This is a genomic window from Streptomyces novaecaesareae, from assembly GCF_000716875.1.
GTDB lineage: Bacteria > Actinomycetota > Actinomycetes > Streptomycetales > Streptomycetaceae > Kitasatospora > Kitasatospora novaecaesareae.
The window spans coordinates 12610-36990 of record NZ_JNWQ01000047.1; the positions used below are offsets into that span (position 1 = coordinate 12610).

Annotated in this window: 24 protein-coding genes and 1 pseudogene; 13 read left to right on the forward strand and 12 right to left on the reverse strand. The window is 73.5% G+C overall.

Annotated features, from left to right (window positions below; genetic code table 11):
- Window positions 1-62: 62 nt before the first annotated feature.
- The 3 genes from OP86_RS19205 (at window position 63) to OP86_RS19215 (ending at window position 2194) form a co-directional block, all read left to right on the forward strand.
- Window positions 63-431 (forward strand): PadR family transcriptional regulator, encoded by a 369-nt coding sequence (locus OP86_RS19205; RefSeq protein ID WP_051830277.1) that lies wholly within the window; start codon window positions 63-65, stop codon window positions 429-431.
- Window positions 428-1396, forward strand: coding sequence for a hypothetical protein (locus OP86_RS19210; protein ID WP_030258974.1), 969 nt, complete (start codon window positions 428-430; stop codon window positions 1394-1396). Before OP86_RS19205 ends, OP86_RS19210 begins: the two co-directional genes overlap by 4 nt.
- 111 nt (window positions 1397-1507) lie before the next feature.
- Window positions 1508-2194: a copper homeostasis protein CutC gene (locus OP86_RS19215; protein ID WP_030057075.1), complete on the forward strand. Its 687-nt coding sequence runs from the start codon at window positions 1508-1510 to the stop codon at window positions 2192-2194.
- 46 nt (window positions 2195-2240) lie between these two features.
- Here OP86_RS19215 and OP86_RS19220 read toward each other — a convergent pair whose 3' ends face one another.
- On the reverse strand, window positions 2241-4292 hold the full coding sequence (locus tag OP86_RS19220; RefSeq protein WP_030258977.1) for a HelD family protein: 2052 nt from the start codon (window positions 4290-4292) through the stop codon (window positions 2241-2243).
- A 291-nt stretch (window positions 4293-4583) separates the two neighbouring features.
- Between OP86_RS19220 and OP86_RS36685 the strand changes: the two genes are divergently transcribed.
- The gene (locus OP86_RS36685; RefSeq protein WP_157849783.1) at window positions 4584-4745 is read left to right on the forward strand and encodes a hypothetical protein; all 162 of its coding nucleotides are present in this window, start codon (window positions 4584-4586) and stop codon (window positions 4743-4745) included.
- A 12-nt stretch (window positions 4746-4757) separates the two neighbouring features.
- On the opposite strand, the gene OP86_RS19225 is transcribed toward OP86_RS36685, so the two are convergent.
- Window positions 4758-6395 carry a DNA repair helicase XPB gene (locus tag OP86_RS19225; protein WP_030258981.1) on the reverse strand — a complete coding sequence of 546 codons (1638 nt, stop codon included), beginning with the start codon at window positions 6393-6395 and terminating at the stop codon, window positions 4758-4760.
- Window positions 6396-6477: 82 nt separating this feature from the next.
- Window positions 6478-6882 (reverse strand): hypothetical protein, encoded by a 405-nt coding sequence (locus tag OP86_RS19230; RefSeq protein ID WP_030057081.1) that lies wholly within the window; start codon window positions 6880-6882, stop codon window positions 6478-6480.
- A 105-nt stretch (window positions 6883-6987) separates the two neighbouring features.
- On the opposite strand from OP86_RS19230, the gene OP86_RS19235 reads away from it, so the two are divergent.
- Window positions 6988-7239 (forward strand): hypothetical protein, encoded by a 252-nt coding sequence (locus OP86_RS19235; protein WP_030057082.1) that lies wholly within the window; start codon window positions 6988-6990, stop codon window positions 7237-7239.
- 15 nt (window positions 7240-7254) lie between these two features.
- On the opposite strand, the gene OP86_RS19240 is transcribed toward OP86_RS19235, so the two are convergent.
- Window positions 7255-9756, reverse strand: coding sequence for a helicase C-terminal domain-containing protein (locus tag OP86_RS19240; protein ID WP_030258985.1), 2502 nt, complete (start codon window positions 9754-9756; stop codon window positions 7255-7257).
- 171 nt (window positions 9757-9927) lie between these two features.
- Between OP86_RS19240 and OP86_RS19245 the strand changes: the two genes are divergently transcribed.
- Window positions 9928-10902 (forward strand): hypothetical protein, encoded by a 975-nt coding sequence (locus OP86_RS19245; protein WP_157849784.1) that lies wholly within the window; start codon window positions 9928-9930, stop codon window positions 10900-10902.
- A 45-nt stretch (window positions 10903-10947) separates the two neighbouring features.
- On the opposite strand, the gene OP86_RS19250 is transcribed toward OP86_RS19245, so the two are convergent.
- Both OP86_RS19250 and OP86_RS19255 read right to left on the reverse strand, forming a co-directional pair.
- Window positions 10948-13767 (reverse strand): PKD domain-containing protein, encoded by a 2820-nt coding sequence (locus OP86_RS19250; RefSeq protein ID WP_030258992.1) that lies wholly within the window; start codon window positions 13765-13767, stop codon window positions 10948-10950.
- 114 nt (window positions 13768-13881) lie between these two features.
- Complete coding sequence (locus OP86_RS19255; protein ID WP_051830273.1) at window positions 13882-14526, reverse strand: TetR/AcrR family transcriptional regulator; 645 nt, start codon at window positions 14524-14526, stop codon at window positions 13882-13884.
- 100 nt (window positions 14527-14626) lie between these two features.
- Here OP86_RS19255 and OP86_RS19260 point away from each other — a divergent pair, with 100 nt between their 5' ends.
- Window positions 14627-15286 carry a hypothetical protein gene (locus tag OP86_RS19260; protein WP_051830274.1) on the forward strand — a complete coding sequence of 220 codons (660 nt, stop codon included), beginning with the start codon at window positions 14627-14629 and terminating at the stop codon, window positions 15284-15286.
- 189 nt (window positions 15287-15475) lie between these two features.
- Window positions 15476-16525: a fatty acid desaturase family protein gene (locus OP86_RS19265; RefSeq protein ID WP_030258995.1), complete on the forward strand. Its 1050-nt coding sequence runs from the start codon at window positions 15476-15478 to the stop codon at window positions 16523-16525.
- Window positions 16526-16594: 69 nt separating this feature from the next.
- Here OP86_RS19265 and OP86_RS19270 read toward each other — a convergent pair whose 3' ends face one another.
- The gene (locus tag OP86_RS19270; protein WP_030258998.1) at window positions 16595-16963 is read right to left on the reverse strand and encodes a nuclear transport factor 2 family protein; all 369 of its coding nucleotides are present in this window, start codon (window positions 16961-16963) and stop codon (window positions 16595-16597) included.
- Window positions 16964-17033: 70 nt separating this feature from the next.
- Between OP86_RS19270 and OP86_RS19275 the strand changes: the two genes are divergently transcribed.
- Together OP86_RS19275 and OP86_RS19280 are read left to right on the forward strand one after the other, a co-directional pair.
- Complete coding sequence (locus OP86_RS19275) at window positions 17034-17909, forward strand: LysR family transcriptional regulator (protein WP_030057091.1); 876 nt, start codon at window positions 17034-17036, stop codon at window positions 17907-17909.
- Window positions 17910-18059: 150 nt separating this feature from the next.
- On the forward strand, window positions 18060-18473 hold the full coding sequence (locus OP86_RS19280) for a nuclear transport factor 2 family protein (protein ID WP_030057092.1): 414 nt from the start codon (window positions 18060-18062) through the stop codon (window positions 18471-18473).
- Window positions 18474-18532: 59 nt separating this feature from the next.
- On the opposite strand, the gene OP86_RS19285 is transcribed toward OP86_RS19280, so the two are convergent.
- Complete coding sequence (locus OP86_RS19285) at window positions 18533-19120, reverse strand: TIGR03086 family metal-binding protein (protein WP_030057093.1); 588 nt, start codon at window positions 19118-19120, stop codon at window positions 18533-18535.
- Window positions 19121-19184: 64 nt separating this feature from the next.
- Here OP86_RS19285 and OP86_RS19290 point away from each other — a divergent pair, with 64 nt between their 5' ends.
- Window positions 19185-19976 (forward strand): helix-turn-helix domain-containing protein, encoded by a 792-nt coding sequence (locus OP86_RS19290; RefSeq protein WP_030259002.1) that lies wholly within the window; start codon window positions 19185-19187, stop codon window positions 19974-19976.
- Here OP86_RS19290 and OP86_RS19295 read toward each other — a convergent pair.
- The 3 genes and pseudogenes from OP86_RS19295 to OP86_RS19305 form a co-directional block, all read right to left on the reverse strand.
- Window positions 19958-20668: a VC0807 family protein gene (locus OP86_RS19295; RefSeq protein WP_030057096.1), complete on the reverse strand. Its 711-nt coding sequence runs from the start codon at window positions 20666-20668 to the stop codon at window positions 19958-19960. The genes OP86_RS19290 and OP86_RS19295 overlap by 19 nt on opposite strands.
- Before the next feature lie 161 nt (window positions 20669-20829).
- Window positions 20830-21804, reverse strand: a complete 975-nt coding sequence (locus tag OP86_RS19300) for an ABC transporter substrate-binding protein (RefSeq protein ID WP_030259005.1) — start codon at window positions 21802-21804, stop codon at window positions 20830-20832.
- A gap of 95 nt (window positions 21805-21899) precedes the next feature.
- A pseudogene (locus OP86_RS19305) lies at window positions 21900-22421 on the reverse strand (ABC transporter ATP-binding protein); the annotation flags it as partial.
- 220 nt (window positions 22422-22641) lie between these two features.
- Between OP86_RS19305 and OP86_RS19310 the strand changes: the two are divergent.
- Window positions 22642-23280: an HAD family hydrolase gene (locus tag OP86_RS19310; RefSeq protein WP_030057099.1), complete on the forward strand. Its 639-nt coding sequence runs from the start codon at window positions 22642-22644 to the stop codon at window positions 23278-23280.
- A gap of 6 nt (window positions 23281-23286) precedes the next feature.
- Here the strand turns inward: OP86_RS19310 and OP86_RS19315 are convergent, their stop codons facing one another.
- Complete coding sequence (locus OP86_RS19315) at window positions 23287-23517, reverse strand: hypothetical protein (RefSeq protein ID WP_030057100.1); 231 nt, start codon at window positions 23515-23517, stop codon at window positions 23287-23289.
- A 472-nt stretch (window positions 23518-23989) separates the two neighbouring features.
- Here OP86_RS19315 and OP86_RS38835 point away from each other — a divergent pair, with 472 nt between their 5' ends.
- Window positions 23990-24373: a cold-shock protein gene (locus tag OP86_RS38835; protein WP_030057101.1), complete on the forward strand. Its 384-nt coding sequence runs from the start codon at window positions 23990-23992 to the stop codon at window positions 24371-24373.
- Window positions 24374-24381 lie beyond the last annotated feature (8 nt).

A 24381-nucleotide genomic window follows, 5' to 3' on the forward strand; every position in this document is an offset into this window, starting at 1 on the left:
CGGCCGGGCACTGGACCTATAGGTAGGTTGACGATATATGTAGGCGTATGACGGAACGCTCGATGCAGGAGCCCACGCTGCTACTGCTCACCGCACTGGCCGACGCGCCGAGACACGGCTACGCCCTCATCCAGGAGGTCGCCGCGATCTCCGGGGGCCGGGTCACGATGCGCACCGGCACGCTCTACGGCGCCCTCGACCGGCTGCTGGGCCAGGGCCTGATCGAGGTCGCCGCCGAGGAGGTGGTGGACGGGCGGGCCCGGCGCACCTACGCGCTGACCGACGCCGGCCGGGGCGCGCTGGCCGCCGAGGCCGAGCGGCTGCTGGCCGTCGCCTCCGAGGCGGAGCGCCGGCTCTCCAGGGTCCGGTCGATGCTGGCGGGGAAGACGGGGCCGAACAAGCGGCCCGCGACGGGGGGAGGCCTCTCATGACCACACCGACGATCGGAGCGCCCTGGCTGTCGCCCGCGCTGCGGGCCGCGCTCCAGCTGTACCCGGCGCACTACCGCCGCGAGCGGGGCGAGGAACTGGCGGAGGTGTTCGCCGAGACGACCGCGCAGGCCGGCCGCTCCGCCGTCGCCCGGGAGGTGCTCGACCTGGCGCTCTACGGCCTGCTGGTGCGGCTCGGGCTGACCGGCGGCTCGGTGCTCGGCCGGGTGCTGGCGGCGGCCGCCCCGATGGCCGTCGGCGCCGTGGTCGGTACCGTGCTGGCGCCCTGGGTCGCCGACGCGGACCGGGTGGCCTGGAAGCTCACCTGGGACGACTCGCTGTCCACCTACGTCGGGATCATGGCCGAGCCGGCCACGGCGATGCTGCTCCTGGTGGCGGCGCTGCTGGGCCGGTGGACGGCGGGGCGGGGCCTGTCGCTGGCCCTGGGCGCCATGGGCCTGCTCGAACTGGGGCGGGAGCTGCACGGCGTGTGGTGGTCCGGGTACATCGGGGTGGCGACCCTGCCGCTGGTGCTCTGCGCGCTGGTGCTGGCCGGGGCCCCGAGCGACCTGCTGCCCCGGGCCGGCTGGCGGGCGGGCGGCCTGGTGCTGGCCTCGACGGTGGCGGGCGGACTGCTGGCGACGGGCCAGCACTGGGACGACACCACGTTCCCGGTGGACCAGGGGTGGTTCGTGGCGATGCTGGTCGTACCGGTGCTGCTGGCCTTCACCGCGCTGCGCAGCCGGGTGGTGCCCGCCGCCCTGGGGGTCGCGTTGCTGGCACTGACCGGGCCGGCCAGCCTGTTCAACATCTGGCGGGAGTCCCGGGGGATCTCGAACCTGCTGCCGACGGCGGCGCTGGCGGTGGTGCTGTTGGCGCTGACGGCCGTGGCGGTGCGCCGGGTCGGCCGCGGTGGAGTGGAGCGCGCTGGAGCGGAGCGCGGCGGGGTGGGCCGCAGCCTGGTGTGAGGCCGTGCGGGCGGGGCCGGGGCCCGGTGCGGGTGGCGGGGTGCCCCGGCCGGGGGCCGGAACGGCGGCGCGGTCTCGCCGGGTTCGGCGGGATGTGGCAGGCTGTCGGATATGTCTAGACCAATTTTCGAAGTCATCGCGCTGACGCCCCAGGACGCCCAGGCCGCCGAGTCGGGCGGCGCCGACCGGCTCGAACTCGTCACCGACATGGCCGCCGACGGACTCACCCCGTCCGTCGAGGACTTCGGCCGGATCCGGGCCGCCGTCGGCATCCCGCTGCGCGTCATGCTCCGGCTCCGGGACGGCTTCGCCCCCGGCGACCTGGACGCGCTGTGCGACCGGGCCGCCGGGCTGCGGGCCGAGGGCGCCGAGGAGTTCGTCCTCGGCTTCCTCGACGCCGACGGCGCCGTCGACCTGGCCGCCACCACGGCCGTCGCCGAGGCGGTGGCCGGCTGCCGCTGGACCTTCCACCGGGCGATCGACCACAGCACCGACCGGGCCGCCCTGCGGGCCGCCGTCGGCGCCCTGCCCGGGCTCGACACCTTCCTCACCTCCGGTGCGGCCGCCGGGGTGGACGCCGGACGCGAGGTGCTCTCGGCCGAGCTGGCCCGCGCCGGGGAGCCCGGGTACCGGCAGCGGATCCTGATCGGCGGCGGCCTGCGGGCCGAGCACCTGAAGGAGCTGCGGGCGGAGGGCTTCGACGCCTTCCACGTCGGCGGCGCGGTGCGGGCCGGCGGCTGGCAGACGCCGGTGGACGCCGCCAAGGTCGCCGAGTGGCGGGCGCTGATCGACGCCTGAGCGCCTTCGTCGGAGGCCGGTCCCGTGCGCGGGACCGGCCCACGCCCTACCGCAGCTGCTCGGGCAGCGGCGCGTCGTGCAGCATGGTCAGGCCGGAGACGGCGCGCGTCAGCGCGACGTACAGCCGCCGCAGGCCGGTCCGCTCGTCCGGCTCGCCGGCGATCACCGCGGCCGGCTCGTCCAGCACCACGTAGTCGTACTCCAGGCCCTTGGCCAGTGAGGCCGGGACGAGGGTGAGCCGGGCCTCGGCGCTGGTCTCGGTGCCGGGGGAGAGGTGCGGCAGGCCGGCCGCCGCCAGCGCCTCGGCGAGCAGCGGGATCCGGGCGTCGGCGGCGATCAGGCCGGTCGAGCCCTCGCGCCCCAGCGCCTCCCGGCAGGCCGCGACCACGGCCTCCGTCAGGCCCCCGTCGGCGATGTGACGGATCGTCAGCGATCCGGGCGCCTCGCGGACCGAGGTGGCCGGGGCCAGGCCCGGGGCGATCGCCGGGAGCAGCCGGGAGGCGTACGCGATGACCTCCTCCGGCACCCGGAAGCCCTTGGTCAGCTCCTCGATGTGCGCGTCCGGCTTGCCCAGGTGGTGCAGCGCGTCCGGCCAACTCGCCGTCGCCCACGGGGTGGTGCCCTGGGCGAGGTCGCCGAGGACGGTCGCCGAGCCGGTGGTGCAGCGGCGGCCGACCGCGCGGTACTGCATCGGGGAGAGGTCCTGCGCCTCGTCCAGCACCACGTGCCCGAGCGAGGGCGTGCGCTGCACCAGGTCCGTCGCCTCGTCCACCAGGACGGCGTCGGCCGGCGTCCAGCGGGCGGTCTTCACCGAGCGCCCGGGCTTGGGCCACAGCACCGCCGCCTGCTCCTCGGGCGTCAGCACGCCCTCGGCGCACTCGGCCAGGAAGCCGGGGTCGGAGAGCAGCCGCAGGACCAGCTTCGCCGGGTCGACGGCCGGCCAGCACTCCTTGACCACCGCCTTGACCGCGCCGTTGCGGGCCACCGCGTCCTGCACCCGGTCGTCCGGGGCCTCGCCGCCCTGCTCCATCTTCAGCAGTACGGCGTGCGCGATGCGCTGCGGCAGGGCGTCCCTGGCGGCGCCGTAGCGGGTCTCGCGGCCCTTCAACTCCTCGATGATCTCGGCGAGTTCGTACGCCGGGACGCGCCAGCGGCGGGAGCCGCGGACCACCACACAGGGCTCGGTGGGCAGCGCGATGCCCGACCGGACGGCCCGGCGCAGCACCTCGGCCATCCGGGCGTCGCCCTTCAGCCGGGCCGCCTCCGGGGTGTCCTCGCCGCGCACCTCGACGTGGCCGACCAGCTGCTGCACGGTGGCCTGGGCGACGTCCAGCTCGCCGAGGGCCGGGAGCACCTGCTCGATGTACGAGAGGAAGGCGTTGTTCGGCCCGATCACCAGGGTGCCGGTGCGGGCCAGGCGCTCGCGGTGCGCGTACAGCAGGTACGCGACGCGGTGCAGGCCGACGGCCGTCTTCCCGGTGCCCGGCGCCCCCTGGACGCAGATGGTGCCCGTCACGTCGGAGCGGACGATCTCGTCCTGCTCGGGCTGGATGGTGGCGACGATGTCGCGCATCGGGCCGACGCGGGGCTTCTCGATCTCGGCGGCGAGCAGGGCGGAGGCGGTGTCCGACTCCTCCGGGTCGGAGAGGTGCTCGTCCTCGTAGGCGGTGAGTTCGCCGCCGGTGTAGCCGAAGCGGCGGCGGCGCTCGACGTCCATCGCGTCGGTGCGGGTGGCCCGGTAGAACGGCTGGGAGACCGGCGCGCGCCAGTCGATGACCATCGGGTCGCCGTCGGCGTCGTGGACGTGGCGGCGGCCGATGTAGAAGTTCTCTCCCCCGCCGCCCTCGCTGAGTTCCTCGCTGATCGCGTGGAGGTAGGAGAGGCGGCCGAAGAACAGCGGGGTGTGGGAGAGGTCGGCCAGGGCGGCGATCCTGGCCTCGATCTGGTTCTGCAGGACGACGGCGGACACCCAGGTGCCGGTTACGTCGCGCAGGTCGAGCGACTCGACGTCCTCGCGCATCGCTCGCAGCGCGGCCCGGGACGCGGCCAGGTGCTCGCGTTCGCGCTGGAGGGGGTCGGTGGTGGGAGTGGCGGGCACAGCGAACCTTCCCGGCTGCCCCGGTGGCGGGCGCAGCGGATCGATGGAGCTCACGGTGGGGTACAGCCGACCGGTTGCCGTGCGGTCGGCGCCTCCCCCGGCTGCCTGCGGGACTTCAGCAGGTACCACGGTTCGGGAGGGGGCAGACGGACGATCTTAGACCTGTCGGTCTCGGGGTTCCAGCCCTGCAGCTCTCAGGGGGTGCCGTACACCCGGAGGACGAGCTGCGTCCTGTCGGATACGGCCTTCGGAGTGATGCCTTGGGCCGGTCGGGTGCCTACCGTTGAAGACATGAGCACCCAGAACCGCACCCCCCGTACCGGCCCGGCCGGCGCCACCGCCGCCTCCGGGCGCCACCGCAACCCGCTGAGCACCGCCGTCCGCAACGTCGGCATCGCGCTGGACACCGCCGCGCGCGTGATCTTCCTCGGGCGCGACGGTGTCCGTTACTGAGCGTTCCCGCGGTTACAGCACGTCGTCCGCGTCGATGATGCGGTACGCGTAGCCCTGCTCGGCCAGGAAGCGCTGCCGGTGGGCGGCGAAGTCCTGGTCCACGGTGTCCCGGGCGACCACCGAGTAGAAGTGGGCCGCATGGCCGTCCGCCTTGGGGCGCAGCACGCGGCCGAGGCGCTGGGCCTCCTCCTGGCGGGAGCCGAAGGTCCCGGAGACCTGGATGGCCACCGTGGCCTCGGGCAGGTCGATCGAGAAGTTCGCGACCTTGGAGACCACCAGGACGCTGATCTCCTTGTTGCGGAAGGCGTCGAAGAGCTTCTCGCGCTGGGCGTTGCTGGTCTCGCCCTTGATCACCGGGGCGTCCAGGGCCTCGCCGAGTTCGTCCAGCTGGTCGATGTACTGGCCGATGATCAGCGTCTGGTCCTTCTCGTGCTTCTTGACCAGCGCCTCCACCACCCGCCGCTTGGTCGCCGTGGTGGCGCAGTAGCGGTAGCGCTCCTCCGGTTCGGCGGTCGCGTAGGCGAGCCGCTCGGAGTCGGTCAGGGTGACCCGCACCTCGCAGCAGTCGGCGGGCGCGATGTAGCCCTGCGCCTCGATCTCCTTCCAGGGCGCGTCGAAGCGCTTGGGGCCGATCAGGCTGAACACGTCGCCCTCGCGGCCGTCCTCGCGCACCAGCGTGGCGGTCAGGCCGAGCCGGCGGCGGGCCTGGAGGTCGGCGGTGAACTTGAACACCGGGGCCGGCAGCAGGTGCACCTCGTCGTAGACCACCAGGCCCCAGTTGCGGGCGTCGAACAGCTCCAGGTGCGCGTAGACGCCCTTCCGCTTGGTGGTCATCACCTGGTAGGTGGCGATGGTGACCGGGCGGATCTCCTTCTTCGTGCCGCTGTACTCGCCGACCTCGTCCTCGGTGAGCGAGGTGCGCTTGACCAGCTCGTGCTTCCACTGGCGGGCCGAGACCGTGTTGGTGACCAGGATCAGCGTGGTCGACTTGGCGTGCGCCATCGCGGCCGCGCCGACCAGCGTCTTGCCGGCGCCGCAGGGCAGCACGACGACGCCGGAGCCGCCGTGCCAGAAGCCCTCGACGGCCTGTGCCTGGTACGGGCGCAGCTGCCAGCCGTCCTCGTCCAGGTCGATCGGGTGCGCCTCGCCGTCCACGTACCCGGCGAAGTCCTCGGCGGGCCAGCCGAGCTTGAGCAGCACCTGCTTGATCTGCCCGCGCTCGGAGGGGTGCACCACCACGGTGTCCGGGTCGACCCGGGCGCCGACCAGCGGGGCGATCTTCTTGGAGCGCAGCACCTCCTCCAGCACCGGCCGGTCGGTGGTGGCGAGCACCAGCCCGTGCGTCGGGTGCTTGAGCAGCTGCAGCCGGCCGTAGCGGCCCATGGTGTCGGCCACGTCCACCAGCAGCGCGTGCGGCACCGGGTAGCGGGAGTACTTCACCAGGGCGTCGACGACCTGCTCGGCGTCGTGCCCGGCCGCCCGGGCGTTCCACAGCCCGAGCGGGGTCACCCGGTACGTGTGCACGTGCTCGGGTGCCCGCTCCAGCTCGGCGAACGGTGCGATGGCGCGACGGCAGTCGGCGGCCTTGGGGTGGTCGATCTCCAGGAGGAGAGTTTTGTCGCTCTGGACGATGAGCGGTCCGTCGTTCACGCGGGGGAGCCCTCCACTGGCTGACAGGGTGGTTTGACGCAGACCCTCCAGTGTCGCGCATTCCGCGGAGAACCGGGACGGGCTACTTCCACTCGTGGAGCTTGCCGGTGGACGTGCCGTCCGGGGCGGCGTCGAACTCGAAGACGCCGACGACGCCGTTGAGCCGTTCCAGCTGTGGGGCGGTGGTGGAGAAGAAGATCGCGCCGCGGTACTGGACGACGCCTCCCTCGGCGAAGTGGCCGAGGCCGCTGCCGTGCCAGGTGACGGTCTGGCCGTCGGCGGTCATGTCGACGCCCTGCCCCTCGCCGAACAGCGTGCCGTCGGCGCGCAGTTCGGTCTCGTACGTGCCGAAGCCGGAGACCTCGACGCCGAAGTAGCTGCCGGTGCCCTCGAACGACACCTCGACGACCGCGTGTCCCTCACCGGCCGCGAGGACCCGTCGGCCGGTGTCCTTGCCGTTGACCTCGCCGATCAGTTCACCGAGCATGATGCCTCCTCTGGGAACCCCCCTGTCCTTCCGGACTACGCCGCGTCCCGGGGTGGCGCAACCGCACGCCGGTGACCGGCGGGCGCCTCGCTCGTTGAGCCGGTCATGAACAAGTCGAAGCGCGTTCTCACCGCCCTCGCCCTGATGGGCACGGCCTTCGCGGCCACCGCCTCCTCGGCCGGCTCCGCCCACGCCCTCGCGGGCATCGGCGAGGGGCCCGGCGGCCTGCTCGCGGCGCCCGGATTCCTGATCGCCGACCAGGTCGGCGGCGGCTCGCTGCCGATCGGGCAGGGGGAGATCGGCAGCCTGGCGGACAAGGCGGTCCAGGAGAAGATGAAGGAGTCGAAGGGGCACTGACGCCCACTCGCCTGCCTACTCGTCGAGTTCGGCGACGCCGGTGATGCGGTGCAGGGCGAAGGTGCGGAGTTCGTCGGCGTGGTGGTCGAAGGCGGTGACGAAGCCGCCTTCGACCTTGACCGGGTCGATGATGCGCTGGCTGGCGATGCCCTCGGCGTTGAGGTAGCCGATCCACATCCGCTCGCCGAGGAGGACGGCGGTCTGGAGGGCGGCCAGGGTCTCGGCGGCGGCGGTGCGGGGGAGGTGGCGCGGGTCGGCGGTGGGCTCGCGGCGGCTGGCGGTGGCGGCGCGGTCGCCGGCCCGGATGGCCTTGATGGCGGCGGCGAGGAGGGTGTCGTCGGGGGTGGGCGGGCCGTCGGGGACGGGGACGGGCGCCGTCCGGGGCGGGGTGCGGTGGCTGTCCGGGCGGGTGATCAGCATGTCGCCCTCGGCGGATTCGGCGGCCGGGGCGTAGCCCATCGTGCGCAGCGTGGCGAGCAGGACGTCCGGGGCGGCCTGGGAGGCGAGGACGGTGGGCGCGAGCAGCCGTAGCCGCAGGTCGGCGGAGCGGCGGTCGGCGAGCACCTCGTTCAGCAGGGACGGGTCGTCGCAGCGCAGGTAGGAGGAGGCGGCGCCGACCCGCAGGATGCCGTGCCGGCGGGCGATGTCGTCGATCAGGTAGGTGAGCGGCTGCGGGACGGGCGTACGGCTGTGCTGCTCCAGGAAGGTCCGCAGGTCGGCGGCGGTGCGTCCGGCGTCGAGGGCGCGGCGGACGGACGCCGGGGTGAAGCGGTAGACGGTGGCGCCGCCCTTGGACTCGATGTCGGCGCAGAGCGCGAGGGCGTGGGCGAGCGGGGTGAGCAGCGGGCCGGGGGCGACGGCGGTGAGGTCCGGCTGGAGGATCACGTGGTCGAGCGGCTGCGGGAGCAGCGGGGCGAGCACCTCGGCCGGGTCGGCCTCGGCGGTGAGCAGGGCGCGGGCGGGGGCGGCGAGGGCGCCGCGGCCGGTGATGCCGAGGAGTTCGGCCTCGTCGAGGGTCCAGGCGGTGAGCTCGTCGCGCAGGTCGCGGCCGTCCGGGCCGGTCGGGCCGCCGCGCAGCGGGCGCTGCCAGCGCAGGGCGGGGAGCAGTTCCTCGGCGGTGGCCGGGGTGCCGGGCGGCAGTTCGGCGAGCAGGGCGAGTGCGGCGCGGCGGACGGACGGGGCGAGGGTGCGGTCGAGTTCGGGGCCGAGGGCGGCGCGCGGCTTGCCCTTGCCGTCGGGGGTGCCGGCGAGGGCGGGGACGCGGGTGGCGGCGAGCCAGGCGGTGGCGAGGACGGACCAGCGTTCGGCGGTGTCCAGTTGGAGCCAGCTGTCGTACCCGGGGGTGGGGGCCCACCGTTCGTCCACTTCGCCGTCGGGGGCCAGCAGGCCCGCGGTGTAGGCGAGTTCGAGCCAGAAGGCGGTCTGCTGCTCGGTGGTCTCCAGGGCCTGGGCGGCGCGCTTGAGGTCGCGGACGCCGAGGCCGCCGGCGCGCAGGGTGAGCGGCGGGGTGAGGCCCCAGCCGTCCAGCAGTTCCTCGACGGTCTTGACGGCGGTGTGCGCCTGGCCGGCCGCGGCGCCGTCCACAGCCTGTGGATCGCGCGGGGCGGCGGCGGGCGCGGGCTCGGGCTGGACGGGTTCGACGGTGCGGTGGCTGCGGCCGCCGCGCAGGTGCAGGGCGAGTTCGCGGGGCAGGACGACGCTGCCGGGGCTGGTGGGCAGCAGCAGGCCGCGGGCGAGCAGCCACTCGACGGGGCTCTGCGCGTCCTCGGCGGTGACCGGGCGGGCGGCGTCCGGGACGGTGCCGGTGGGCGGGCCCCAGACCAGCCGGTCCAGCAGCCGCAGCGCGGGCTCGGGGGCGGTGTCGAGCAGCGCGGCGCAGCGGGCGCGGTCGGTGAGCAGCGCGGTGAGCGCGGCGACGGCGGTGACCGGGTCCGGGGTGGCGGCCTGGCCGGCCGAGGCGAGCAGTTGTTGCAGCCGGGCCGGGGACATGCCGATGGTGGCGTCGGCGAGGGTCGGGCCGAGGCCGGTGCGGCCGGGGTTGGCGGCGGTCGGGGCGAGCGCCTCGCGGACGGCGAGGACCAGCCGCAGGCCGTTGTCGGGGCCCCAGAGCAGCGCCCGGTCGCGCAGGGTGGCGATCGCGCGGGGCAGCGCGGTGGCGACGGCGGACCGGTCGGCCGGGGTCAGCGGGGTGGCCCCGGGGTGCGGCTTGACCTTGGCCGGGCCGGTCAGCAGGGTGCGCACGGTGGCCGTGGAGGTGCCGTCCGGGGCGGTGGCCAGCGCCTCGGCGACCTGCAGGGTGAACCGGTCGAGCCGCTCCAGGGCGCGCAGGGCGGAGGCTCGCGAGGAGAGCCGGGCGGACAGCTGGGTGAGGTCGCCGGGGACGGGGTTCAGCAGGTCGGGGCGGGACCGGAGCAGGGCGGCGAGCGCGTCGTCGGGACGGGCGCGCAGCTCCTCGGCGAGCGTGCGCGGGCCGGTGGCGGACCTGGCCCGGCGTTGGGGGCCCTGCTGTGTGGTCATTCGACCTAGGTTAGTCGGGCTGGCGGACGGTGGGGTGTCCCTCGTGCCGCTCCGACCCGGCCGGTGGACTCGCGTGCGCGGGGGCCGGGTGGGTAGCGTCACGCCGAGGGCGGTTCGGTGGGCGGCCGTCGCACTCTCAGCAGACGGCGCGGGCGAGGCGGGGTGTCGGTGATGACGGACGGCGAGTGGTGGCGCAAGAGCGGGCCGTGGAGCGATCGCTCGGGCGGCGCCCCGGAGGGCGGGGCCGCGCGGGGTGACGGCGCGGCGGCTCCGGGCCCGGCGGACGCTCCGGCCGCGCCCGCCGCGGGTGTCCCCGCCGTGCCCGCCGCGGACCCTGACAGCGTGTACGACCCGCCGGCGCCGAGTGCCGCCGGGATCCCGTCCGTCCCGCTGAACCCGCCGGACGCCGTCGCCGCCGGGGAGCGGGCCCCGGTGATCCCGCCGCCGATGGTGAGCAGCACCGGGCCGTGGACCATGACGGTGTTCGACTTCTCCGACGGGCCGGAGCCCGCGCCGACGTCGATCCCCGAGCAGCGCGCGGCGGAGGAGGCCGCGCAGGCGGCCGCCCTGGCGGCGGCGCAGGCCGCGGCGGCCGCGCAGCCGGGGGCGGACCCGGCGAAGCCGAAGAAGTCGATGTGGCCGAGGCTGGGGAAGGCCAAGGGGAACGCCAAGGGGAACGCGGGGGGCCGGGCGGCTCCCGGGGCCCCGGCTGCCCCGGCCGCCCCGGTGGGGGGCAAGGCGGCCGCTGCCGGGAAGGGCAAGGGCGGGGACGCCCGCAGACCGTCCCCGCTGATCCTGCTCTCCAGCACGCTGTTGGTCGGCGGCGCCGCCACGGGCTTCCTCCCGGCCATGCTGGCGGGCTGGGGCCTCGGCTACCTCTCCCGTCAACTCTCGGACCTGACGCGCAAGTTCGTGATCCTCGGGATCCCGCTGATCACGATGAGCGCGACCACCCTGTACGCCATGCAGCAGGCCAAACAGGGCGGCGCCCACGGAGGCGGGGGCGGCGGCGGTCTGCAGTCCGGCAGCCCGCTGGGGCAGATCAGCTGGTCGGCGGCCCCGAACGTGCTGCGGGTGTCGGCGGTGATCTCCGCGGTGGTGCTGCTGCTGATCGCCATGCGCCGCCGCCCGCCGCAGCAGGGCTGAGGCGGGCGGCGGAAGGCTGCTCGGGTGACGGCTACTTTGTGACGGCTACCTGTGGATGAAGTAGCCGTAGCTGTCCACGAGGGCGTGCGTGCTGCCGTTGTGGTTGTAGAGGTTGACGGTGCCGTCGGCGCCGACCGGGACGGTGGCATGGGTGGCCACGGTCTGGCCGGCGGCGAAGTTCACGGTGGAGACGTCGGGCCGGTCGGTGCCGCCCGGGTAGACGGCGAGGAAGCCGTCGGCGGTGGGCTCGGTGGCGGTGACATTGAGGACGGCGCCGGTCGCACCGGTCGGCAGCCCGCTGACCGCGAGGCTGCTGTACGGGCCGAGCTTGCCCGGGCTGACCCGGGTGTCGAGCATCCGGGTCGGGTCGGTGGCGACGAACAGGTGCTGACCGCTCGGGCCGTAGTAGCCGGAGAGGTCGGCGATGACGTGCAGGCTCCCCGCGTTGTTGCAGAACATGATGGTGCCGTCGTCCGCGATCTTGGTGACGACCTGGTTGGACGTGGTTTGCCCGGCCTTGAAGTTGAGGTTCGAGCTGTTCATGCCGGAGCCGGAACCCACCATCAGGTGGCCGTCCTGGTCGGGCTCGGTGGCGGTGACGTTGAGGACGACGCTGGTCGCGTCGTTCGGGACACCGTTGACGCCACGGACCTGGAGCTTGGTCAGCGGAACCGGCCAGGGGGTGTTGCACAGCGAGCTGACCTTGCCGGCCGGGACGCCGGTGCCGGTCCGGGAGTCCATGATGCGCTTCGGCTGCAGCGGTGCGTAGAGGTCCGTGGAGCGCGGGGTGTACTCGCCCTCGATGTCGATCACGAGGTCCACGGCCGCGCCGCCCGGGGCGTTCCAGACGGCGATCTTGAAGTCGTTGCCGACCGGGACGGTGACCAGGTTGGGGATGGCCGCCCCCGGGACGTAGTTGAGGTTGGAGCTCTCCGGCCGGGGCCGGTCGTTCGGGCCCAGGCTCAGGAAGCCCTGTCCCTCGGCGTTGACCGCGGTGACGTTGACGACGACTGCGGTGGCGTCCCAGCTGACCGGCCAGTACTGGTTCTTGAGGTCGATGGTGAGCTTCTGGCCGGGGGTGAGCTTGGGCGTGCCGTAGCCCGGCTGCCGGGTGTCCAGGGCCCGCTGGCCGCTGTAGCTGTCGAAGCCGGCGGGCTTGGTGATCACAGCCACCTTCTGGGACGCGGTGGCCTGCTGGCCGCCGCTGTTGGTGAAGGTGAGGGTCGCGGTGTAGTCGCCCGGGCGCGGGTAGTTGTGCTGGATGCCCTTCTGCAGGGACGTGAGGTCCGTACCGGAGCCGTCGCCGAAGTCGAGCCGCACCTTGTTGACGGGCCAGGAGCTGGTGGAGGGGAGGGTGTCGAACTCGTATCCGAGCGGACCGCAGGAGTACGGGGCCGAGCACGGCTTCACCGTGAACGCGGCCTTGGGTTCGGCGGGTTCGGAGACCGTGATCGTCCTGTCCGAGACGGCGGGAAAGGTGAGCCCCTCGGGGCTGGTCACCGTCAGCGTGGTGGAGAACGTCCCGGCCCGGGCGTAGGTGTGGTCGGCGGTCGGCTGGGTGGTGACGACGGGGGCCGTGCCGTCGCCGAAGTCGAAGCTGTAGGAGAGGGCGGCCGGCCAGTTCTGGACGAGGGTGGCCTTGGCGGTCACCGGCCTCGGGTACGGGCCGTACTCGCCGGTGAAGTGGACCTCCTGCTGGGTGACGACCTGCCGCTCGACCGCCCCCCGGTCGCGGATGCCGCTGCCCGTACCGGTGTTGGCGACGCCCGGGTCGTCGGAGGGGGAGTTGCCGTAGTAGTCGGTGGGGAGGATGCCCGGCGCGTCGGCGTCGGCGGAGTCGATGGCGGGGGAGCCCTGGTCGGGCCCGTTGCTGATGTGCGGGTTGCCCGCGAGGTCGTGCGCGCCCTGGCCGGTGGCGGAGCGCAGCTCGGCGGGGCCGGGGTAGGACTGGCCGTTCCACAGGTACGGGACGCGGCCGGTCGGCAGGCCGGGGTCGACGAGGTTGTAGTCCAGGCCGGTGCCCGGCACCGCCGCCGGGGAGACCTGGATCGCCGGGGCGGGCTCCATGCCGGTGCACGCGAACGCGCTGCCGGTGACGATGTTGTTGCGGACGGCGGAGCCGGTGGCGGCGCCGTTCAGCAGGATGCCCGAACCGCAGCTGTTGAGGACGGAGTTGGACGTCACCAGCGTGCCGGGGGCGTCGCCCACCACGATTCCGCTGGTGTCGGATCCGGTGATGTAGTTGGTGGACACGACCGTGTCGCGGATGCCGGCCTCGATCTGGACGGCGGCGGTGTGCGCGGCGTTGACGGAGTTGCGGCTCACGGTCACGTGGTCGCTCGCGCCGGTGACGCGGATCTCCGGCTCGGGCCCGAACGCCCGGGCCATGTACAGGTGGTCGATCGTGACGCGGGAGGAATCGGCGACCACGACCGGGGAGGTGTTGGCATGGACGCCGAAGCCGTGGATCACGACGTCCGTGGCGCCCTTGACGGTGAACGCGGGGGTGCCGCTCCCCTGGACGTAGGCCCCGAAGCCCTGCGTGCGCGGGTCGCCCGTGGTGCCGGTGGTGAAGGTGATCGGCTTCCCGGGAGCGCCCGATCGGTTGATCAGCACCGACTCCGTGTAGGCCCAGTCATTGCGGACCACCACGGTCTGGCCCGGCCGGACGATCTTCGCGGCCGCGGAGATCGTGCAGAGTGGTAGGGCCGTGGAGGCGGGACCGGTGTCCGAGCAGGCGACCGAGTTGTCGACGGTGAGCTGGTCACCGGGGGCGTCCGCCGCGGCCGCGAACGGCACGGGCAGGACGACTGCGGCGAGCAGGGCCGAAGTACCCGCCAGCGCGGCGAGCCTTCCGACGTTCATGAGTGGATTCCTCCGAAGGGAGCGGCCCGTGACAGGCGTTGTGGACGACCGGTGAAGTCGTACGGGGGAATCCTGTCCGACCGTTGTCGAACTGTCACGCGAGTACCGGGCGGCTCAGGCGGTTGGGGACGTCGGCGAAGGCGCGGCGAAGCCGGAGCAGAGCAGGCGGACGCTGCGGTGGAACTTCTCGTCCTGGCCGATCCGCGGGATCAGTTCGCCCATGACCAGCGGGAACCGTTCGCGCAGCGCGTCGTACTGCTCCAGGTCGAGCGACGGCGGCGCGGCCGGCTGGTTCTGCTCCTGGAGCACGAACCCGGTGACGTGGCTGAGCAGGGTGTCGGCGGCGATGCCGCAGGAGTCGGCGGGGACGGCGGCGTCGAGGAGGGTGCGGAGTAGCCGCTCCATCAGGGAGAGGCCGCCCGGGCTGAGCACGCCGGGGCTCTCGGCGAGGAGCTGGGCGCCGCCGGGGTGCTGTTTGATGCTCAGGCGCAGGGTGGTGGCCTGGGCTTCGACGCGGTCCTGCCAGGTGGCGTCGGCCGGGAGGGCGGCCAGGGCCTCGGTGCCCGCGTCGAACGCCCGGCGGCAGACCCGGTCGGCCATCAGGGCGAGCAACTCGTCCTTGCCGCGCACGTGGTAGTAGAGGCTGCCGGCATGGGCGTCGAGTCGGTCGGCGACCTGGCGCATGGACAGGTTCTGGTATCCGACCTCGGCGAAGACGGCCATGCCCGCGTCGACGATGCGCTCCTTGGTGAGCTTCATGCAGTGCACCGTACCCGATTTTCCAACACTGTTCGAAACTGTGCTAGATTTTTCCTCGCCCGGTTTTCGAACGGTGTTGGAAAGACGAAGGGGGAGGGCGATGGGGGCGATCCTGTTCAACGTGACCACGGCCGCACTGATGGTCATGATGGTCAACTGCGGGCTCGGCGTGGTCGGCCGGGACACCCTGCGGGGGCGGCCACTCCCGTGGGCGGCGATCGCGCTCACCGCGATCGCGGTCGGCGGCGTGCTGCTCCAGCTCGTCTGGTCCGGCGCCATGGACGCGCTCGACGCGGACCCGGCCAGGTCCGGCTGGTGGCGCGAGTTCACCTCGGTGTTCATGCAGAACGGCGGCCTCTTCGGCGGCCTGTGGAACCTCGTCACCCTCGCCGCCGTCGCGGCCCTCGCCCAGTGGTACTGGGGCGGCCCGCTCACCCTCGCCTTCTTCCTCGCCGGCATCCTGCTGCCCGGCCGGATCGACACCCTGCTCGGCTTCGGCGGCGGCCCCAGCACCGACCCGCGCAACTTCGCCGGCAGCTCCGGCGCCACCTACTTCCTCGGCGCCACCCTCGCGCTCGCCTTCCTGACCCGCACCCGCCTCCCCAAGGAGATCGCGCTGGCGGCCGGCGTCCCGGCGCTGGGCCTGGCGATGTGGCTCGCCCAGGAGAACGGCCACGGACTCGTCTCGGTGTACGGCTTCGTGCTGGCCGCGGCGGTCTGGGCGGTCCGCCGCCGGGTGGTGCGGCCGGTCGAGGCCTGAGCCGAGTGTCGTCGCGGCGGCCCCGGGGCGAGAGCCTCGGGGCCGCCGTGGCGTTTCTCTGCAGGGCGGGTACCCGGCGGACCCCCACCGCACCGGGGCCGGCTCCCCTTCCCGTCCGGGGGGTAACCCCCGTACGGGAAGGGTGCTTTCCCCGTTCTTCGGGCCGCCCGGCCGCAGCAGACTCGGGGCATGCCCACACAGTCCGTGACGATGACCGCGCCCCCCGCCCCGCAGGAGGTGGGCGGCGGCAGTGACTTCGCCCAGTTGAGCCGCCGGATCGCCGCCGAGGGCCTGCTCGACCGGCGCCCCGGCTACTACGCCGTCCGCATGGCCCTGGTGCTCGCCGCGTTCCTCGGCGGCTGGTACGCCCTGTTCGCGCTCGGCGACACCTGGTGGCAGCTCGGCCTGGCGGCGGCGATGTCCGTCGTCTTCGCCCAGATCGGCCTGCTCTCGCACGACCTGGCGCACCGCCAGGTCTTCGACCGGCGACTGCCGAGCGAGATCGGCGGCCGGATCGCCGCCAACCTGCTGATGGGCATGAGCTACGGCTGGTGGATGAGCAAGCACACCCGCCACCACGCCAACCCGAACCACGAGGAGCGGGACCCGGACGTCGCCCCGGACCTCGTCGTCTGGTCGAAGCGGCAGGCCCGGCAGGCGAGCGGCCTCGCCCGGTTCATCGGCCGCCGGCAGGCGTACCTGTTCTTCCCGCTGCTCCTGCTGGAGGGCCTCAACCTGAGCTTCAACAGCTTCCGCGCGCTGCGCAGCCCCACGATGAAGCGCCCGCTGCTGGAGGGCGTCCTGCTGGTCGTCCACTTCGCGGCCTACTTCGGCCTCGTCCTCGCCGCTCTTCCGGCGGGCAAGGCGGTCGCCTTCCTCGCCGTGCACCAGGCGCTGCTCGGCGTCTACCTGGGCTGCGTCTTCGCCCCGAACCACAAGGGGATGCTGATGGTGACGCCGGAGATGAAGCTGGACTTCCTGCGCCGCCAGGTGCTCACCTCGCGCAACGTCCGCGGCGGCCCGGTCGTCGACTCGGTGATGGGCGGCCTCAACTACCAGGTGGAGCACCACCTGTTCCCCAGCATGCCGACACCAGCGCTCGGGCGGGCGGCCCGGATCACCCGGCAGTTCTGCGCGGAGAAGGGCATCCCGTACTACGAGACGGGCCTGTTCCGCTCGTACCGCGAGATCCTGACCCACCTGCACCGGACGGGCGAGCCGATCCGCTCCGGCGGGTGAGCGGCGGGCCTCTAAAGCGGGTGCCCGTGACCACCGGGGGTGGTCACGGGCACCCGCGTGCCGGCGGGCTCAGCTGTTCTGCTCGAAGCCCGCCAGCAGGCCGCGCGGGTCGAAGGTGACCCGGATCCGGGCGATCCTCCCGTTCTCCACGTGCATCCAGTTCGCGGTCGGCGCGGGCGGGGCGATGCTGGTGTGCAGCTCGAACCAGGTGATCACCTCGTCGCCCTCGGCGACCCGGGCCTTCACGTCGATCTTCTCCAGCACCTGCCCGAGCCCCTTCAGCCCGCCCAGGGCCTCCTCGATCCCCGAGGCCGTGCCCAGGGCGCCGACGAAGTCCACGTCCTCGGCCAGCAGGCCCCGGACGGTGTCGAAGTCGCCCGCCTCCCAGGCGGTGAAGTAGGTCTCGGCCAGCTCGCGTGCGGTCTTCGTCGTCGTCATGCCTCCATCCTCCCGGCGCGCTTTCCATACGTCCAACAGATGGATCGGATGCCAGCTATCATCCTGAGTTATGGAGATGCATCAGCTGCGCTACTTCGCCGCCGTCGTGGACGAGGGCTCCTTCACCGCCGCGGCCGGGCGCCTGCACGTCAGCCAGTCCGGCATCAGCACCCAGGTCGCCAAACTGGAGAAGGAGTTGGGGCAGCAGCTGCTCGACCGCACCGGCCGGAGGGTCCGGCTCACCCCGGCCGGCGAGGCCGTCCTCCCGCTGGCGAAGAGCGCGCTGACCACACTGGACGCCATCCGGCATACCGCGGCCGAGTTCGCCGACGCGGTCCGCGGCCGGGTACGGCTCGGCATGATCATGGGCTGCTCGATCCCGCCCTTCCTCGACGTCGTCGCCGACCTCGGCCGCACCCACCCCGGCATCGAACTCAGCCTGCACGAGGGCCACTCCGACCTCCTCCAGGCGCAGGTCCGCTCCGGCGACCTCGACCTGGCCCTGATCGGCTTCGCCGGCGAAGCGGGGCCGGGCCTCGACGTCGACATCGTCGTGGACGAGCGGATCGTCGCCGTCGTCCCGGCCGGGCACCCGCTCGACCGCGAGACCCTGAAGCTCGCCGACCTCCGGACCGAGAAGATCCTCTGCCTCTCCCCGGGCACCGGCCTGCGGGCCGCCTACGAGGACTCCTGCCGCCGGCTCGGCCTCGACCCGCGCGTGGACATCGACGCCAGCTCCCCGCTCGCCGTGCTCCGCCTCGCCGAACGCGGCGCCGGGGTCGCCGTCCTCAGCGCCTCCTCCGCCGAGGGCGCCGGCCTGCGGGCCGTCCCGATCGCCGACGCCGCGACGTACGCCCGCCTCGGCCTGGTCACCCGGCCCGACCAGCACTCCCCGGCCGTCCGTCTCCTGCGCGCCAAGCTCACGGCCGCCATGCATTCCGACTGATCGTCATGCGGCTCACTCGGGCGGGAGATCCAGCGGAGGGTGATCGTGCCCGGAAACCGCGGTCCGGGGAGCGGCGGTGTGATTGTGTGGCCCTCTGTGTCCGAGTCCGAGTCCGTGTCCATGTCCGTGTCCGAGTCCAGGGAGGCCGCCGTGTCCCGAACGCCGCAGGAGATCTTCGAACGCCACGTCCACGCCGGCGCCCTGACCCGGAACGCCGATGCCCTTGCCGAGAACTTCACCGAGGACGGTGTCTTCGAGGCACCGCTCATGCCCGCCGGCGCTGCCTTCCCCAGGAGGCTGGTGGGCCGCGAGGAGATCCGTAGCGCCATGGCGGCGTACTACGAGCGCCAGGAGGCGACGGGTGACGGCCGCTCGCCGAACCTCGCGAAGTCCGGATACGTGCTGCACAGCACCTCCGATCCCGACGTGTTCATCGCCGAGATCGACACGGTCTTCGACCGGGACGGAGACGACGAGGTGGTCTCCCTGGTGCAGATCTTCCGGGTCCGCGACGGGAAGATCGCTCGACTGCGCGACTACTTCGCGCCCGAGCTGATGAGCTGAGCACACCCGAGCGGGCCGACTCCCCACGCTCGCCCGGCAGTCACGCCTTCCGGCGCGGGTCAGGCCTTCCAGCGCGGGTCGCGCCCGGAGGCGGCCAGTGCGCGATCCCATCCGGAGGCTTCGTCGGGCAGCGCCACAGGCTCGGCGAAGCCCGCGTACTGGCGGTACAGTTCGGCGTTCTCCGTCGCGATCTCGCCGACCAGCCCGGCGAGTTCCTCGTCGACCTCGATCCGGCCGCCGGTCGCCCGGGCGACGTCCCAGCCGTGCAGCACCAGCTCCAGGATCAGCATCCGGGCGATGCCCACCGCCGGAACCGGGGAGCCGCCCAGGTCGACCTCCCCCTCCCAGGCGGCCGGCTCGGCCCAGGCCGCGACCGCCCGCTCCAGCTGCGCCGCGTACGCGGAGCGCCAGTCGGCGGCGGCGGTGAAGTCGCGTGCGACCAACTCCTCGGGCAGTTCGGTGCGCCGGGCCCGGTGTTCCAGGCCGTGCGAGGTGTAGAGCACCCAGTGGTTGATCAGCGCACGGGTGTCGAACTCCGCGCAGGGCGTCGGCGCGTCCAGCGGCTGCGCGGCGGGGACGGTGGCGGCGACGTCGGCGGCCGCGGAGGCGGCGCGGGCCAGGAAGGGGTGCATCGGGTGGACGTTCATGGCCCGATCCTGCCCCTGGCCGGGCTGCTCGGTATTGAAGAAACGCGACGCTAACCTGGCCGCCATGGACACCCCCGATCTCGGCCGCGGCGTGCTCCACCCCGCCCGGGCGGCCGAACTGATCAGCGTGGAGCGGCTCGTGCCCGCGCCCGGCGTGGCACGGTTCGTCGAGTACTACTGGCTGGTGCGCTGGGACCTGACCGGCCATGCCCCGTACGAGCAGAAGGTGCTCGCGCACCCCAACGTCCACCTGGTCTTCGAGGCGCCCCGGGCCCGTGTCTACGGGGTCGACCGCTCGCTGTTCGTCCGTCGGCTGGAGGGCGCCGGGCACGTGCTGGGCGCGCGGTTCCGGCCGGGCGCCTTCCGCCCCTTCGCGGGCGGCCCGGTGAGCGCCCTCGCCGACCGGTCCGTCCCCGCCGCCGAGTACTTCGGCCCGGAGGCGGACCGGCTCAACTCGACCCTGCTGAGCGGCGGTGACGGCGACCCGGCCGCCCTGGCGGACGCCTTCCTGCTGCCCCGGCTGCCGGCGCCCGACCCGGTCGCCGAGCAGCTCGCCGCGATGGTGGAACGGATCACCGCGACGCCGGACCTGCGCCGGGTGGACGACCTGGCCGGGGAGTTCGGCCTCGGCGTCCGACGCCTCCAGCGGCTCTTCGCCGAGTACGTCGGCGTCTCCCCGAAGTGGGTGCTGCGCCGCGCCCGGCTCCACGAGGCCGCCGAACGGGCCGGTACCGGCGGCGAGTTGGACCTGGCCGTACTCGCCGCCGAACTGGGCTACGCCGACCAGGCCCATTTCACCCGCGACTTCACGGCCGCTGTCGGCGAATCACCGGCCCGCTACGCGGCGGCGGGCTGACCGGCTTCGGCCGTCGCCGCTGCCGCCGCGGCAGCGGCCCGGCCCCGGGCGCTGGCCCGCTTGGCGTAGGCGATGGTGAAGTAGACCAGCCCGCCGAGCACCACGTACGGAAGGACGTTGTTGACCGTCACCACCGTGCCGTGCGACAGGGTGTAGACCAGGACGATCCGCAGGACGGCCTCCAGGACGAAGGCCACGCCCCAGACGATGGTCAGGTTGCGCTGCACCCGGCGGAAGCCCGGGTACTGCCACATGGAGTTCCACCAGGCGATCATCTCCGGCGTGCCGTCCGTGGCGAACTTGCGCCCGAAGTAGAACATGATCGGCCGCGGAGCGGCGAGCGACGCCAGGTAGAGCACGCCGAGCAGGCCCGAGACGAAGGAGTCCTTGGCCAGCAGCATCTTCGGGTCCTGCGGCCCGATCAGCGCGACGACCAGGGTCAGCGCGACGAAGACCAGGGAGACCACCGCGAACTCGTCGATCCGGCGGTGCCAGAGCAGGTAGATCAGGGTGTCGACGACCGGGCCCAGGCCCGAGAGCAGGATGGCGGTGGACTCGTTGTAGCCGTGGTCGTGCAGCTGGTTGTAGATCACGATCGGTGCGACGACGTTGAAGCCGATGCTGATCAGCCAGCCTAGGGCGGCGGCCTGCCCCTTGCGGGCAGGAGCCTCTGGAGCTGCGGTAGTTGACACGGTGTTCGTCCCCCGGGGTGAGCAGTGATAGCCGGCTCATTCTGGCGGGCCCGCAGGTCAAGCGCCTAACGCAGAGCCGAATCGTGATCGATCGTGCCCGAGCGGGCCCCGGCCCCCGCCCCGCCCCCCTGGCCCCCGCCCCCTGCTCACCGCCCCCCTGCTCACGCGCCGAGGAAGCGCTGCAGCTCCTCCAGCATGTAGTTGGCCCCCGTGTAGCCGATCCCCTGGAACCACAGCTGGTCGTCCACCGGGAACGCCCGGTGCGCCTTGACCGCCGCCAGCGCCTGCCACCCCGGGCTGGCCAGCGCCGCGTCGGTGCCCGCCCGCTCCGGATCGCCGTACGTCGCGTACAGCAGCAGGTCGCCGTCCGCCTTCCCGATCTGGTCGAGCGGGATCTCGAAGTCCGACTGGTCGACGTTCTGCGCGTCCGGCCGCCCCACCTGGGCGTCGGAGAGCACCGTCCCGGGGAAGCTCTGCCGGCCGAACAGCCGGATCCCGCCGCCCTCGACGAACCGCACCAGGCTCACCTTGCGCCCCGACAGCTTCGCCGCGGACAGTGCCTGCACCACCTGCCCGGTGTGCTTCTGGTACGAGCCGACGAAGGCCGCCGCGGCCGCCTCCCGGCTCAACGCCTGGGCGTGCAGCTGGAAGTTGGCCTTCCACGGCGCCCCGGTGGTCTGGGTGAGCACGGTCGGGGCGAGCTCCCGCAGCTGGTCGTACCGGTCGCCGTCGCGGGCCTGGTTGGAGAGGATCAGGTCCGGCCGCAGGGCCCGTACGGTCGGCAGGTCCGGTGCGCCGGCCGGGCCGACCAGCCGGATCCCGGCGGTCCGGCTGGTCGGCCAGTAGTCGGGGTAGCGGGCGTCGCGGGCCGGCAGCGCGGCGCCGACCGGGGTGATGCCGAGGGTGAGCGCGGAGTCGAGCACGTCGGTGTCCAGCACGACCACCCGCATCGGCTCGCCCGGCACCAGCACCGGCCCGGTGGCGGCGTTGACGGTCACCGGGGGCGCCGGGACGGCGGACGGGGTCCCGTTCGCGGCGGTCACCTCGGCCGGACGCGGCGTGGCGCCGCCGGTGCACGCCACGAGCGCGGCCCCGCCGAGGCCGGCGAGGAGGGTACGGCGGGCGATCCGGGGCATCGGCGGTCCTCAGGAGGCGCGGCGGGGGGCGGGACGGGGGCGGGGCGCCGTCGATTATGTCCGAAATGGTCCCTGAAGCGCCGTCAAGCGTGCCGTCACGCGTCCACCGCGTCCACCGTCGCCGTCGCGGCCGCCCACGGCACGCCCGGAACGACCAGCGGCGTGCCCGTCACCGGGTCCGGCACGACCACCGACTCCAGCCCGAACACCTCCCGCACCAGCTCCGCCGTGACCACCTCCCCGGGCGGGCCCTGCGCCACCACCCGACCGTCCCGCATCGCCACCAGGTGGTCCGCGTACCGGGCGGCCTGGTTGAGGTCGTGCAGCACGGCGACGACCGTCCGCCCGCGTTCGACGTTCAGCCGGCGGACCAGGTCCAGCACCTCCACCTGGTGCGCGATGTCCAGGTAGGTGGTCGGCTCGTCCAGCAGCAGGATGTCGGTGCCCTGGGCGAGCGCCATCGCGATCCAGGCGCGCTGGCGCTGGCCGCCCGACAGCTCGTCCATGCTCCGCTCGGCCAGCTCCGCCGTCGACGTCCGCTCCAGGGCCTCCGCGACCGCCGTCTCGTCCTCCGGCGACCACTGCTGCCACCAGCTCTGGTGCGGCTGGCGGCCGCGAGGCTCAGCAGCACCGCGGCGGCGAGGACGGCCACTGCGGCGGCGAGCCACAGTATTCGGCGCCGCGGCGCGCGGTAGGGCGTGCCGGGAGCGCAGGGCGGGGCGGTGATGTCGTCGGTCATGGCCCCCTCCGCAGACAACTCAGGTAAACCTAAGTTCCGCCGCGAAGCCGCGGCAAATCGCCTCGTCACCCCGTCCGCCCGTTGGATAGCCTGCCGGTATGCCCGCGACCTCACCCGCCCCGCTCACCGTCGGCTTCGACCTCGACATGACACTGCTGGACACCCGGCCGGGTATCCGCGCCACCTACCTGGCACTCTCCGCCGAGACCGGCGTCCGCATCGACGCCGACCTGACCGTCACCAGGCTCGGCCCGCCGCTGCTGGACGAGATCCGCAACTGGTTCCCGGAGGAGGAGGCGGAGCGCGCCGTGACGCGCTACCGCGAGCTGTACCGCGAGCACGCCTTCGCCCCGACCGTGGCCCTGCCGGGCGCGCACGCCGCCATCGAGGCGGTCCGCGCCCACGGCGGCCGGGTCGCCGTGATCACCGGCAAGTACGAGCCGAACGCCCTGCTCCACCTGGAGCACGCCGGGATGACGGCGGACACCGTGATCGGCGACCTCTGGGCGGAGACCAAGGGCGAGGCGCTGCGCGAGCACGGCGCGAGCATCTACGTCGGCGACCACCTCGGCGACATCCGGGGCGCCCGGCACGCGGACGCGATCGCCGTCGCCGTGGCCACCGGCCCGTACGACGCGGACGAACTGCGCGAGGCCGGGGCGGACGTGGTCCTGGCGGACCTCACCGCCTTCCCGGACTGGCTCGCCCGCCACCTGGCGGGCGGGGACGCGACGTAGGCCGTCCTACGGCTCGATCCGGCGGCGCTGGGCCCGCGCGTTCAGGAGCAGCCCGGTCAGCGCCGCCAGGAAGCCGGCCGGCATCAGCATGCTCAGCCAGTACGCGGCCGTCGGCAGCGGCGTCAGGTGCAGGAACAGCGGGACGAAGGTGGCCAGCGTGGCGAGCGCGCCGAGGCCGAAGACGATCGCCCCGGCCTTGACGTACACGTCGCCGGGGTCGGCGCTCTGGCTGCTCACGTCTGCTCACTCCTCGGGGCGGGGTCGGGCCGCCCCCAGTCTGGCAGAGCGTCCTCCGGGGCCGCCCACCGGAGCGGCCCGGTCACGTTGCGCAGTTTCCCGGCAGCTCAACGTTTTGATCCCTGCTGGGCGGGGGTATGCAGGGGGTGCCGAGGGGCGCTACAGGTGCGTCCCGCGTCCTCAGACCCGGGGGTGTGAGCCGATGGACAGCGCAGGGACGCGACCCGGCCGTGCCAGTACCGGGTCGCCCGTGGCCGCGAGATCGCCGCGCTCCGCCGCCCCGATCGGGCCTCGGACCGCGGATCCTTCGCGGAACGCGGATGAGGCAGTCACGGACCGTTAGTCTGCTCCTGACAACGTGCTGACCATGAGCGCCCGCGGGCGCCGAGCCGAGGTCGGCAGCGGTCTCCCACCACCCAGCGATCCCCGGCCAGGGCCGGGATCCCTCACACCCATTCGAGGACTGTTCGAGATGCCCACCGGCCAGGTCAAGTGGTTCAACGAGACGAAGGGCTTCGGCTTCCTGTCGCGCGACGACGGCGGCGACGTCTTCGTCCACACCAAGGCGCTGCCCGCCGGTGTCACCGTGCTGAAGCCGGGCCAGCGGGTCGAGTTCGGGGTGGTCGCCGGCCACCGCGGGGACCAGGCGATGGGCGTGCAGCTGCTGGACGCGCTGCCCTCGGTGGCCGCCGCCCAGCGTCGGAGCGCGGACGACATGGCGCCGATCGTCCAGGACCTGATCACCACCCTGGACGCGGTGCTGCCCGGCCTCCAGCGCGGTCGCTACCCGGCCAAGCCGACCGGCCAGAAGCTGGCCGGCCTGCTGCGCGCGGTGGCCGACCAGTTCGACGTGTAGGGCCCGTC